This is a genomic window from Streptomyces sp. NPDC046859 (assembly GCF_040645135.1).
Lineage (GTDB): Bacteria > Actinomycetota > Actinomycetes > Streptomycetales > Streptomycetaceae > Streptomyces.
On sequence record NZ_JBEYXR010000001.1, the window covers coordinates 478,099 to 490,232 of the forward strand.

The following is a 12,134-nucleotide window of genomic DNA, read 5'->3' on the forward strand; positions in this document are numbered from 1 at the left end:
CTTGCTCGTCCTCCTCGAAACGACTCGCCCGCCACATGGGCGGCCTGGCGTTTTCCAGGGTACGCCGGGGGACCGACAACGCCGTAGGGCTTTTCCCCGGGCGGCCGTGGGAGCCGGCCGGGCCTCAGAACCCCAGCTTGCGCAGCTGGCGGGGGTCGCGCTGCCAGTCCTTGGCCACCTTGACGTGCAGGTCCAGGAAGACCGGCGTGCCCAGCAGGGCCTCGATCTGCTTGCGGGACTTGATGCCGACCTCCTTCAGGCGCTTGCCCTTGGGGCCGATGACGATGCCCTTCTGGCTGGGCCGCTCGATGTAGACGAAGGCGTGGATGTCCAGGAGCGGCTTGTCGGCGGGCCGGTCCTCGCGGGGCAGCATCTCCTCCACGACGACGGCGATGGAGTGCGGCAGCTCGTCGCGGACGCCCTCCAGCGCGGCCTCGCGGATCAGCTCCGCGATCATGACCTGCTCGGGCTCGTCGGTGAGCTCGCCGTCCGGGTACAGGGCGGGGCCCTCCGGCAGCAGCGGGACGATCAGGTCGGCCAGCAGGTCCACCTGCTCGCCGGAGACCGCCGACACCGGGATGATCTCCGCCCACTCGAAGCCCAGCTCCTTGCCGAGCTGGTCGATCGCGATGAGCTGCTCGGCGAGCGTCTTGCCGTCCACCAGGTCGGTCTTCGTGACGATCGCGATCTTCGGCGTCTTCTTGATCGACGCGAGCTCCTTGGCGATGAAGCGGTCACCGGGACCGAGCTTCTCGTTCGCCGGGAGACAGAAACCGATCACGTCGACCTCGGCCCAGGTGGTGCGGACCACGTCGTTCAGCCGCTCGCCCAGCAGGGTGCGCGGCTTGTGCAGGCCCGGGGTGTCGACCAGGATCAGCTGCGCGTCCGGCCGGTGCACGATGCCGCGCACGGTGTGCCGCGTGGTCTGCGGCTGGTCGGCGGTGATCGCCACCTTCTGGCCGACCAGAGCATTCGTCAGCGTGGACTTGCCCGCGTTGGGACGGCCCACGAAGCAGGCGAAGCCCGCGCGGTGGGGGGCCTCGGACTGGGCCGACGGCTCGGAAGACTTGCTGCGAACGCTCATGGCGCCCATTGTCCCTGATCCCCGGAGCCCCGCCGCACACAGGGCGGCCTCGTGCCCTTACGCCGCGCGCGCGGAGCGCCTACGATCACGGGGCCCGGCGCCCCCGGCGCCCCGCATCGCTGCACGTCCCGTGTCCGCCACCCCGCCCGGAAGGCCACCCAGCAGGCATGAAGCTGATCACCGCGGTCGTCAAGCCGTACCGGCTCGACGAGGTCAAGAGCGCCCTGAGGGAGCTCGGCGTGCACGGCCTGACCGTGACGGAGGCGAGCGGCCACGGCCGGCAGCGCGGGCACACCGAGGTGTACCGGGGCGCCGAGTACCAGGTCGACCTGGTGCCGAAGGTGCGGATCGAGGTGGTCGTCGAGGACGCGGCGGCCGACGACGTCGTCGAGGCCGTCCTCACGGCGGCGCGGACGGGGAAGATCGGCGACGGCAAGGTCTGGGTGCTGCCCGTCGAGACGGTCGTCCGGGTCCGCACGGGCGAGCGCGGCCCCGACGCCCTGTAGCACCGCCCGGCGCCCCGGGCGCGGTCACCTCGTGCCGGCCGTCATGTCCTGCAGCCCCACCACGCGCAGCAGCTGGAGGCGTTCGTGGGCCTCCGTGCCGGGGCGGGCGGAGTGCACGACCAGGCGGTGGCGGTGCTGGTTGCTGACCATGACCTCGCAGTCCAGCTCCAGCAGACCCACCAGCGGGTGCACGAACCGCTTGGTCGCCCGCTCCCGCCGCGACACCTCGTGCTCGTCCCACAGCCGGGCGAACTCCGCGCTCCCCGCGCGCAGCTCGGCGACCAGCCCGGCCGGCTCCGGGTCGTCGGGGCGGGCCGCGGCCACCGAGCGCAGATGGGCCACCTGGGACCGTGCGAGGCCCTCGAAGTCCTCCGGAGGGAACAGCGCGCGCGAGTCCGGATCGAGGAAGAAGCGCCGGGTGAGGTTCCGCTCCCGCCGCGGGCGCGACATCACGTCCCCCACCAGCGCCCTGGCCATCGCGTTCTGCGCCAGCACCTCACCGCAGTCCGTCACCACCTGGGCCGGTGTGTCGTACAGCCGGTCCAGGATCAGCAGCAGCCCGGGGCGCACGTGCTCCGACGCCGTCTCGTGCCGCGGCGGCTCCTCGCCGGCCAGGTGGAACAGATGGTCCTGCTCGACGTCCGTCAGACGCAGCGCGCGGCCCAGCGCGGTGAGCATCTGACGGGACGGCCGCGGGCCCCGGGACTGTTCCAGCCGGGTGTAGTAGTCCACCGACATGCCCGCGAGCTGCGCCACCTCCTCCCGGCGCAGGCCCGGCGTACGGCGCCGGGAGCCGGGCGTGAGACCCACGTCCGACGGGGCCAGCCGGGCACGGCCACGACGCAGGAAGTCGGCGAGTTCCGCTCGGTTCATCCCACCAGCCTGCTCCCTGGCGCGCCCCTTATCCAGGGACCGCCGATCCCCTGATCGACGGGTCTCTCCCGCCCGCACCGGTCCCGTCCGACGGTGGTGGGTGACGAGAGGAGCAGATCATGCAGACACTGGTGACGGGTACGACGGGACAGGTCGGCCGGCGCTTCGTGCCGAGGCTGCTGGCGCAGGCCGGCGCGGGGGAGCGGGTCAGAGTCCTGGTCCGGGACGCGGCCCGGGGCGAGCGGTTCGCCGAGCTGGGCGCCGAGGTCGTCGTCGGCGACCTGCGGGACGTCGAGGCGCTCGGCAAGGCGGTCGCGGGGGTCGACGCGGTCGTCAACGTGGCGGCGTCCTTCCGCGGGGTGCCCGACGAGGAGGCGTGGGCGGTCAACCGGGACGCCGCGGTGGCGCTCGGCCGGGCCGCCCAGGCGGCCGGGGTGGAGCGGTTCGTGCAGGTCAGCACGAACAACGTGTACGGCACCGGACGCGGGCGCCCGCTGGTGGAGGAGGACGAGAGCAGGGCCGGCGGGCACATGTGGGGCGCCTACCCCGCCTCCAAGGCCGAGGCCGAGCGGGCGCTGCTGGCGATGGAGGACCTGGACGTGCGCATCGCCCGGCTCCCGTTCGTCTACGGCGAGGGCGACCCGCACCTCGCGAACGTCATGGCCTGGGCGCCGCGCTGGGCCCCGCACCAGCGGCTGCACATGGCCCACCACGCGGACGTCGCCCAGGCCCTGATGCGGCTGCTGTACACACCGGGCATCGCGGGCCGGATCTACAACGTCGCCGACGACGCCCCCGTCACCACCGTCGAGCTGTACGGGCTCAACGGCCTGGAGGTGCCCGCCGGGCTGTACGACAACACCGACCCCGACCCCTGGCACAACATCGTGGACACCCGGCGCATCCGCCGCGAGCTCGGCTTCCGGCCGATCTACCCGAGCGTGTGGACCGCCCGGGACGCCGGGGCGCTGTGACGCCGGTCCGGACCGGTCAGGCGGTCCGGGTCCCCGTCCGCCGCTGGGCCCGCAGCAGGTCGCGGAACCAGCGGTAGGAGGCCTTCGGGGTGCGCCGCCCCGTGGCGAAGTCGACGTGCACCAGGCCGAAGCGGCGCGCGTAGCCCTCCGCCCACTCGAAGTTGTCCAGCAGGGACCACACGAAATAGCCGCGCACGTCCACGCCCGCCTCCAGGGCCCGGTGCAGCGCGCGGACGTGCCCGTCGAGGTAGGCGATCCGCGCGTGGTCGTCGACGCCCTCGTAGGAGCAGCCGTTCTCGGTGATGACGACCGGGGGGAGACGGTCGCCGTAGCGGTCCCGGAAGCCGGTGAGGAGTTCCGTCAGCCCCTCCGGCACCACCGGCCAGCCGAAGTCGGTCCTCGGCACACCCTCGATGTCCCGTACGGAGAAGGGCAGTTCGGCGGGCATGCTGGCCCCGCCGAACTCGATCTCGGTGCCCTGCGGCGCTCCCACGCGGGTCGGCGCGTAGTAGTTGACGCCGTAGAAGTCGAGCGGCTCGGCGACGACCCTCAGATCCGCCTCGACGTCCCCCGGCATGAGCGCCTCGACGCCCTCCGGGTAGCGGCCGAGCAGCAGCGGGTCGGCGAACAGCCGGTTCAGCAGCAGGTCGTAGAAGTCCGCCGCCTCCAGGTCCGCCTGCTCCCGGGACGCCGGCCAGGTCGGCCCGTGCGAGTTCGCGATCCCGACGTCCGCCGCGCCGGCCGCGCGCAGGGCCTGTACGGCGAGCCCGTGCGCCAGCAGCTGGTGGTGGGCGACCGGCAGGGCGTCGAACAGGAGCCGCCGGCCGGGCGCGTGCGTGCCCAGGGCGTGGCCCAGCAGCGTGTGCTCGGCCGGCTCGTTCAGGGTGATCCACGTGCCGACCCGGTCCCCGAGACGCTCGGCCACCCGGGACACGTACGCGGCGAACCGGGCGGCCGTGTCCCGCTCCAGCCAGTCCAGCGCGACGGGCAGGTCCCAGTGGAAGAGCGTCGGCACCGGCCGCACGCCCGCCGCGCACAGCTCGTCCACCAGACGGTCGTAGAAGTCCAGTCCCCCCGGGGAGTCCACCCGGGGCCAGGAGATCGAGAACCGGTACGCGTCCACGCCGAGCCCGGCGAGCAGCGCCACGTCCTCGCGGTAGCGGTGGTAGTGGTCGCAGGCCACGTCGGCCGTCGAGGAGTCCTTCACCCGCCCCGGCTCGGCCGTGAACGCGTCCCACACGGACCGCCCACGCAGGTCCGCCGCGCCCTCGATCTGGTGGGCCGAGGTGGACACCCCCCACAGGAAGCCCGCCGGGAAACGGGGTGTCGGCCGGGTCGCACCGCGCTCGTCGATCGCCATGCGCCGGATCATCTTCATCGGCGGCGCGGTAAGTCAACGCCCGGACGGGAACTGCCCGTCGCCCCGCTACGCGCCCTCCTTCAGCACCCGTGAGACGAGCGCGCGCTGCTCGTCGGTGAGACGGGGGTCGGAGCAGTACACCGTCCGCCCGTCCACGGTGATCTGGTAGCTGAAGCCGTCCGGCACCCCGACGGGAGGCGTGCCCCGGCCGGACGCCAGCGCGCCCTCGGCCAGGGCGTGCCACTCCCCGGCGTCCGCCCGCCCGGCGGTGTCCACCTCCGCGTGCCGCTCGATGCCCGCGAACCCACCCGTGCGCCGTACCCGAATACGCATGGGACCTGTCTATTACGCCGCTACAGGATCCGCACCCCCACCTGCTCCCACGCCTTCGCCACGGCCCGGAACTCGTCACCGCCGTCACCGAAGCGCTCCCGCGCCGCCTTCACGGTGAGTGCCGCGAAGTCGGTGAACAGCGCCCGGTCCGGGAGCTCGCCGCCGGTGAGGACGTCGAACCAGATCCGTCCCGCCCGTTCCCAGGCGTGCCCGCCGAGCGCGGTGGCCGCCAGGTAGAAGGCGTGGTTGGGGATGCCGGAGTTGATGTGGACGCCGCCGTTGTCCCGGCCGGTGCGGACGTAGTCATCCATCGTGGCGGGCTGCGGGTCCTTGCCGAGCACGTCGTCGTCGTACGCGCTGCCCGGCTCCTTCATCGAGCGCAGCGCCTTGCCGGTGACTCCGGGGGCGAGCAGGCCCGCGCCGATCAGCCAGTCGGCCTCGGCGGCGGTCTGGCCGAGCGTGTACTGCTTGATCAGGGCGCCGAAGACGTCGGACATCGACTCGTTGAGCGCGCCCGGCTGCCCGTAGTAGGTGAGGTTGGCCGTGTACTGCGTGACGCCGTGGGTGAGTTCGTGGCCGATGACGTCGATCGGGATGGTGAAGTCGAGGAAGATCTCGCCGTCCCCGTCGCCGAACACCATCTGCTCGCCGTTCCAGAAGGCGTTGTTGTAGTCCTCGTCGTAGTGGACGGTGGCGTCCAGCGGCAGGCCGTCGCCGTCGATGGAGTGCCGGCCGTACGCCTTCAGGAACAGCTCGAAGGTGGCGCCGAGCCCCGAGTAGGCGCGGTTGACCGTGGCGTCCCGGCCGGGGTCGCCGCCCTCGCCGCGGGCCTCGGTGCCGGGCAGGGCGGTGCCGTGCCCGGCGTCGTAGACCGTGCGCAGCGGCTGGTCCGACGGCGCCTTGGCGCGCGGTGCCGGCGCGAGCCCGAACTCGGTCGTCACGCGGCGCCTGCCGCGCAGCTCGCTGTCGCGGATCAGGGTCCGGCGGGCCGGGCCGGAGAGCGCCGGGTCGTCGTGGCGGGCCAGCCGGTCGAGGACGTGCGGCGGTACGACGGTGCAGAAGACGGGCTCGAAGCCCCCGTTGGTCGTCATGTGCCGCACCATCGCACTGCGTGAGGACGGTGTCACTACCTGCGACCATGATTGGTGAAATAAGCGGATCTGGTCACCGTGCGTGGTCGCTCTGTGTTATGCGACCGTGTCCGGATTGTGGCTTTTCGCACAGGCGCTCGGGGCTCTCCGCATGACGCCGGTCCCGCATACTGATATGGACCGCCGCATACCGGAGGGCTCGGCTAGCATGCTTCGCATCATGCTTTTCGGGCTGCTTCTTCTTAGCTGCCGCGGCGAGGGCCTGTAGTCCAGGTCGACTCCCTCCCCGCGGAGCTTGGCGTTGCGTCGTCGGCCGTCCTTCCGGACATCCTGAGGAGCCCCGCAGACATGGCGAACCGCCAGCAGCCCAGCACCATGCCGATCCACAAGTACGGCCGCTACGAGCAGGTCGACATCCCTGACCGGACCTGGCCGGCCCAGCGCGTCACCACCGCTCCCCGCTGGCTCTCCACCGACCTGCGCGACGGCAACCAGGCCCTGATCGACCCGATGTCGCCCGAGCGCAAGCGCCGGATGTTCGACCAACTGGTCAAGATGGGCTACAAGGAGATCGAGGTCGGCTTCCCCGCCTCGGGCCAGACGGACTTCGACTTCGTACGGTCGATCATCGAAGAGCCCGGCGCCATCCCGGACGACGTCACCATCTCCGTACTGACCCAGGCCCGCGAGGACCTGATCGAGCGCACGGTGGAGTCCCTGAAGGGCGCCAGGCGCGCCACCGTCCACCTGTACAACGCCACCGCCCCCGTCTTCCGCCGCGTGGTCTTCCGCGGCTCCAAGGACGACATCAAGCAGATCGCCGTCGACGGCACCCGCCTGGTGATGGAGTACGCGGAGAAACTGCTGGGCCCCGAAACCGAGTTCGGCTACCAGTACTCGCCGGAGATCTTCACCGACACCGAGCTGGACTTCGCGCTGGAGGTCTGCGAGGCGGTGATGGACGTCTACCAGCCCGGCCCCGGCCGCGAGATCATCCTCAACCTGCCCGCCACCGTGGAGCGTTCGACGCCGTCCACGCACGCGGACCGCTTCGAGTGGATGCACCGCAACCTGTCCCGCCGCGAGTACGTCTGCCTGTCCGTCCACCCGCACAACGACCGCGGCACCGCCGTGGCCGCCGCCGAGCTGGCCCTGATGGCCGGCGCCGACCGCGTCGAGGGCTGCCTGTTCGGGCAGGGTGAGCGCACCGGCAACGTCGACCTGGTCACCCTGGGCATGAACCTGTTCTCGCAGGGCGTCGACCCGCAGATCGACTTCTCCGACATCGACGAGATCCGCCGTACGTGGGAGTACTGCAACCAGATGGAGGTCCACCCGCGCCACCCGTACGTGGGCGACCTGGTCTACACCTCCTTCTCCGGCTCCCACCAGGACGCCATCAAGAAGGGCTTCGACGCGATGGAGGCCGCGGCGGCGGCCCAGGGCGTCACCGTCGACGACATCGAGTGGGCGGTCCCGTACCTGCCGATCGACCCCAAGGACGTCGGCCGCTCCTACGAGGCGGTCATCCGCGTCAACTCGCAGTCCGGCAAGGGCGGTATCTCCTACGTCCTGAAGAACGACCACAAGCTGGACCTGCCGCGCCGGATGCAGATCGAGTTCTCCAGGATCATCCAGGCGAAGACGGACGCCGAGGGCGGCGAGATCACCGGCGCCGACATCTGGGCGACCTTCCAGGACGAGTACCTGCCGAACCCGGAGAACCCCTGGGGCCGGCTGCAGGTCAGGAACGGCCAGTCGACCACCGACACCGACGGAGTGGACACCCTCAAGGTGGAGGCGACCGTCGACGGCGTCGACACGGTCCTGGAAGGCAGCGGCAACGGTCCGATCTCGGCCTTCTTCGACGCCCTGGCGAAGATCGGCATCGACGCGCGCCTGCTGGACTACCAGGAGCACACGATGAGCGAGGGCGCGTCCGCGCAGGCCGCCTCGTACATCGAGTGCGCCATCGACGGCAAGGTGCTGTGGGGCATCGGGATCGACGCCAACACCACCCGCGCCTCGCTGAAGGCGGTCGTGTCGGCCGTCAACCGGGCCGCCCGCTGACGGTCCGCCGCAGCCGTGGAGGAGGCCCCGCCCGCCGTGCTCCGGCGGGCGGGGCCCGCTCATTTCCGGCCAGGCGAACGCGCAGGTCACGGAGAGGTCTCGTCCGGGGTACTGACTCCACGTCCAAGATGTGGCTAACATCACGCAAGCGCGGCGATGTTGCCGTGGCGTTACGGAGGTGCGACGTGCTGCCAGGACGGGGACGAGACGGCCGTGCCGCCAGGCCTGCGCGCCTCCTGGGCACCCGCACCGTGTGGACGGCCGCCGGAGACGGCGAGTTCTTCTGCCCGGGGTGCGGAGGCGACCGCAACTACCAGCGGCTGACCGGACGCCGCCGCTTCACCCTGCTCGGCGTCCCGGTGCTGCCGCGCGGCGAGACCGGCCCCGTCGTCGAGTGCGCCGCCTGCCGCCGCCACTTCGGCACCGACGCCCTGGACCACCCGACCACCACCCGCTTCTGCGCGATGCTCCGCGACGCCGTGCACACCGTCGCCCTCGCGGTGCTGTCGGCGGGCGGCACCTGCGCCCGCCCCGCCCTGGAGACCGCCGCGGCCACGGTGCGCGCGGCCGGCTTCGACGACTGCACGGAGGAGCAGCTCAGCGCCCTGGTGGACGCGCTGGCCGCCGACACCGGCCGGGTCCTGTCCGAGCCCTGCGGCCCCGGGCTCGCCATAGAGCTCCACGAGGCCCTGGACCCGCTCGCCCCGCACCTCGCCCCCGCCGGCCGCGAGTCGATCCTCCTCCAGGGCGCCCGCATCGCCCTGGCCGACGGCCCTTACACCCCCGCCGAACGCGACACCCTCGCGACGGTCGGCGCCGCCCTCACCCTGTGCGCGGACGACGTGGCGGGCCTGCTCGCGGCGGCGGCACGGACGCCTTCCTGACGTCCTCCCGACCCCCTTGCGGGGCCTCCGGCGACGAGGTCAGGAATCGAGAAGCGCCGCCCTCCGCCCGCCGCTAGCGTGACGGGCATGGACATCAGCATTCACGCCAGCTTCCTCCCGCACGACGATCCGGAGGCCTCCCTGGCCTTCTACCGCGACGTCCTCGGCTTCGAGGTCCGCAACGACGTCGGGCAGGGCACGATGCGCTGGATCACGGTGGGCCCGCCCGGACAGCCCGGCACCTCGCTTCTGCTCGCGCCGCCCGCCGCCGACCCCGGCGTCACCGACGACGAGCGCCGCGTCATCGCCGAGATGATGGCCAAGGGCACCTACGGTTGGCTGCTGCTGGCCACCGCCGACGTCGACGAGACGTTCGAGAAGGTCCAGGCCGCCGGAGCCGAGGTCGTGCAGGAGCCCACCGACCAGCCGTACGGTGTCCGCGACTGCGCCTTCCGCGACCCCGCGGGCAACATGGTCCGCATCCAGGCCAGGGGCTGAACCGCCCGCTCACCGGACGACGCGCCTTTACCCAGTCGCAGATGGAGACCTCACGATGACCGAGCCGCACGTCGCCGACAGCCACGATCTGATCCGTGTGTACGGGGCGCGGGAGAACAACCTGAAGGACGTCAGCATCGAGATCCCGAAGCGCCGGCTGACGGTGTTCACCGGCGTCTCCGGCTCCGGCAAGAGCTCGCTGGTCTTCGACACCATCGCCGCCGAGTCGCAGCGGCTGATCAACGAGACCTACAGCGCGTTCGTCCAGGGCTTCATGCCGAACCTGGCCCGGCCCGAGGTCGACGTCCTCGACGGACTGACCACCGCCATCACCGTCGACCAGCAGCGCATGGGCTCCGACCCGCGCTCCACGGTCGGCACCGCTACCGACGCCAACGCGATGCTGCGCATCCTCTTCAGCCGGCTCGCCGAGCCGCACGTCGGGCCGCCCTCCGCCTACTCCTTCAACGTCGCCTCCGTCTCCGCGAGCGGCGGCCTCACCGTCGACCGGGGCGCCGACCGGACGAAGACGGAGAAGGTCAGCTTCAGCCGCACCGGCGGCATGTGCACCCACTGCGAGGGCCGGGGCCGGGTCTCCGACATCGACCTCACCCAGCTCTACGACGACTCGAAGTCGCTCGCGGAGGATCCCTTCACCATCCCCACCTACACGGGAGACGGGTGGGTCGTGCGGGTCATCACCGAGTCCGGCTTCTTCGACAGGAACAAGCCGATCCGCGAGTACACCAAGAAGGAGCGGCACGACTTCCTCCACCGCGAGCCCACCAAGGTCAAGATCAACGGAGTCAACCTCACCTACGAGGGCCTGATCCCCAAGCTGCAGAAGACCTTCCTGTCCAAGGACCGCGAGTCGATGCAGCCGCACATCCGCGCCTTCGTGGACCGCGCCGTCACCTTCGCCGTCTGCCCCGAGTGCGACGGCACCCGGCTCAGCGAGCAGGCCCGCTCCTCCAAGATCAAGGAGCTGAGCATCGCCGACGCCTGCGCCATGGAGATCCGCGACCTCGCCGAGTGGGTCCGCGGCCTCGACGAGCCGTCGGTCGCGCCGCTGCTGGCCAAGCTCCGGCACACCCTCGACTCGTTCGTGGAGATCGGCCTCGGCTACCTCTCCCTGGACCGGGCCTCGGGCACGCTCTCCGGCGGCGAGGCGCAGCGCACCAAGATGATCCGCCACCTCGGCTCCTCGCTCACCGACGTCACCTACGTCTTCGACGAGCCCACCGTCGGACTGCACCCGCACGACATCCAGCGCATGAACAACCTGCTGCTGCGCCTGCGGGACAAGGGCAACACGGTCCTCGTCGTGGAGCACAAGCCGGAGACCATCGCGATCGCCGACCACGTCGTCGACCTCGGCCCGGGGGCGGGCACGGCCGGTGGCACCGTCTGCTTCGAGGGCACCCTCGACGGCCTGCGGACGTCCGACACCGTCACCGGCCGCCACCTGGACGACCGCGCCAAGCTCAAGGACGCGGTGCGCACCCCCACCGGCACCCTGGAGATCCGCGGCGCCACCGCCAACAACCTCCAGAACGTCGACGTCGACATCCCGCTCGGCGTGCTCTGCGTCGTCACCGGCGTCGCCGGCTCCGGCAAGTCCTCCCTCGTGCACGGCTCCATCCCGGCGCCCGAGGGCGTCGTCTCCGTCGACCAGACGCCGATCCGCGGCTCGCGCCGCAGCAACCCGGCGACCTACACCGGGCTGCTGGAGCCGGTCCGCAAGGCGTTCGCCAAGGCCAACGGCGTCAAACCGGCCCTGTTCAGCGCCAACTCCGAGGGCGCCTGCCCCACCTGCAACGGCGCCGGCGTCGTCTACACCGACCTGGCGATCATGCAGAGCGTCGCCACCACCTGCGAGGACTGCGGCGGCAAGCGGTTCGACGCCTCGGTGCTGGAGTACCGCCTCGGCGGCCGGGACATCAGCGAGGTGCTCGCCATGTCCGTGACCGAGGCCGAGGAGTACTTCCGCGAGGGCGAGGCCCGCATCCCCGCCGCGCACCGGATCGTCCAGCGGATGGCGGACGTCGGGCTGGGCTACCTCACCCTCGGCCAGCCGCTGACCACCCTGTCCGGCGGTGAGCGCCAGCGCCTCAAGCTGGCCGTGCACATGGGCGACAAGGGCGGCGTCTACGTCCTCGACGAGCCGACGACCGGTCTGCACCTGGCCGACGTCGAGCAGTTGCTCGGCCTGCTGGACCGGCTGGTGGACTCCGGCAAGTCCGTCGTCGTCATCGAGCACCACCAGGCCGTCATGGCCCACGCCGACTGGATCATCGACCTCGGCCCCGGCGCCGGCCACGACGGCGGCCGGATCGTCTTCGAGGGCACCCCCGCCGACCTGGTCGCCGCCCGCTCCACCCTCACCGGTGAGCACCTCGCGGCCTATGTGGGCGGCTGAGCGCCGATGTGCCTGACCGGATCACCGGCCAGGGCCCTGCTG

11 protein-coding genes are annotated in these 12,134 nt (G+C 71.7%); 6 read left to right on the top strand and 5 right to left on the bottom strand.

Features of this window, described 5'->3' with window-relative positions; genetic code table 11:
* Nucleotides 1–124: 124 nt before the first annotated feature.
* Nucleotides 125–1,093, bottom strand: a complete 969-nt coding sequence (gene era, locus ABZ899_RS02150; protein ID WP_361339395.1) for a GTPase Era — start codon at nt 1,091–1,093, stop codon at nt 125–127.
* Between the two features lie 158 nt (nt 1,094–1,251).
* Between era and ABZ899_RS02155 the strand changes: the two genes are divergently transcribed.
* Nucleotides 1,252–1,590, top strand: a complete 339-nt coding sequence (locus ABZ899_RS02155) for a P-II family nitrogen regulator (RefSeq protein WP_361339398.1) — start codon at nt 1,252–1,254, stop codon at nt 1,588–1,590.
* Nucleotides 1,591–1,614: 24 nt separating this feature from the next.
* On the opposite strand, the gene ABZ899_RS02160 is transcribed toward ABZ899_RS02155, so the two are convergent.
* Nucleotides 1,615–2,463 (bottom strand): helix-turn-helix transcriptional regulator, encoded by an 849-nt coding sequence (locus tag ABZ899_RS02160; protein ID WP_361339401.1) that lies wholly within the window; start codon nt 2,461–2,463, stop codon nt 1,615–1,617.
* 119 nt (nt 2,464–2,582) lie between these two features.
* Here ABZ899_RS02160 and ABZ899_RS02165 point away from each other — a divergent pair, with 119 nt between their 5' ends.
* Entirely contained in the window at nt 2,583–3,437 is an 855-nt protein-coding gene (locus tag ABZ899_RS02165) for an NAD(P)H-binding protein (RefSeq protein ID WP_361339404.1), read from the top strand.
* 16 nt (nt 3,438–3,453) lie between these two features.
* Here ABZ899_RS02165 and ABZ899_RS02170 read toward each other — a convergent pair whose 3' ends face one another.
* Genes ABZ899_RS02170 through ABZ899_RS02180 form a run of 3 tightly spaced genes read right to left on the bottom strand, consistent with a single transcriptional unit; the run spans nt 3,454 to nt 6,221 of the window.
* A complete protein-coding gene (locus ABZ899_RS02170) occupies nt 3,454–4,809 on the bottom strand; it encodes a GH1 family beta-glucosidase (RefSeq protein ID WP_361339552.1) in 1,356 nt (451 codons plus the stop codon).
* A gap of 54 nt (nt 4,810–4,863) precedes the next feature.
* Complete coding sequence (locus tag ABZ899_RS02175; RefSeq protein WP_361339406.1) at nt 4,864–5,130, bottom strand: protealysin inhibitor emfourin; 267 nt, start codon at nt 5,128–5,130, stop codon at nt 4,864–4,866.
* 20 nt (nt 5,131–5,150) lie between these two features.
* The gene (locus tag ABZ899_RS02180) at nt 5,151–6,221 is read right to left on the bottom strand and encodes a M4 family metallopeptidase (RefSeq protein ID WP_361339408.1); all 1,071 of its coding nucleotides are present in this window, start codon (nt 6,219–6,221) and stop codon (nt 5,151–5,153) included.
* A 348-nt stretch (nt 6,222–6,569) separates the two neighbouring features.
* Here ABZ899_RS02180 and leuA point away from each other — a divergent pair, with 348 nt between their 5' ends.
* From leuA to ABZ899_RS02200, 4 genes are all read left to right on the top strand, one after another.
* Nucleotides 6,570–8,291, top strand: coding sequence for a 2-isopropylmalate synthase (leuA, locus tag ABZ899_RS02185; protein WP_361339410.1), 1,722 nt, complete (start codon nt 6,570–6,572; stop codon nt 8,289–8,291).
* 185 nt (nt 8,292–8,476) lie between these two features.
* Nucleotides 8,477–9,175, top strand: coding sequence for a TerB family tellurite resistance protein (locus tag ABZ899_RS02190; protein WP_361339413.1), 699 nt, complete (start codon nt 8,477–8,479; stop codon nt 9,173–9,175).
* A gap of 87 nt (nt 9,176–9,262) precedes the next feature.
* Nucleotides 9,263–9,673 (top strand): VOC family protein, encoded by a 411-nt coding sequence (locus ABZ899_RS02195; RefSeq protein WP_361339416.1) that lies wholly within the window; start codon nt 9,263–9,265, stop codon nt 9,671–9,673.
* A 55-nt stretch (nt 9,674–9,728) separates the two neighbouring features.
* Nucleotides 9,729–12,092 (top strand): excinuclease ABC subunit UvrA, encoded by a 2,364-nt coding sequence (locus tag ABZ899_RS02200; protein ID WP_361339419.1) that lies wholly within the window; start codon nt 9,729–9,731, stop codon nt 12,090–12,092.
* The last annotated feature ends 42 nt before the right edge of the window (nt 12,093–12,134 follow it).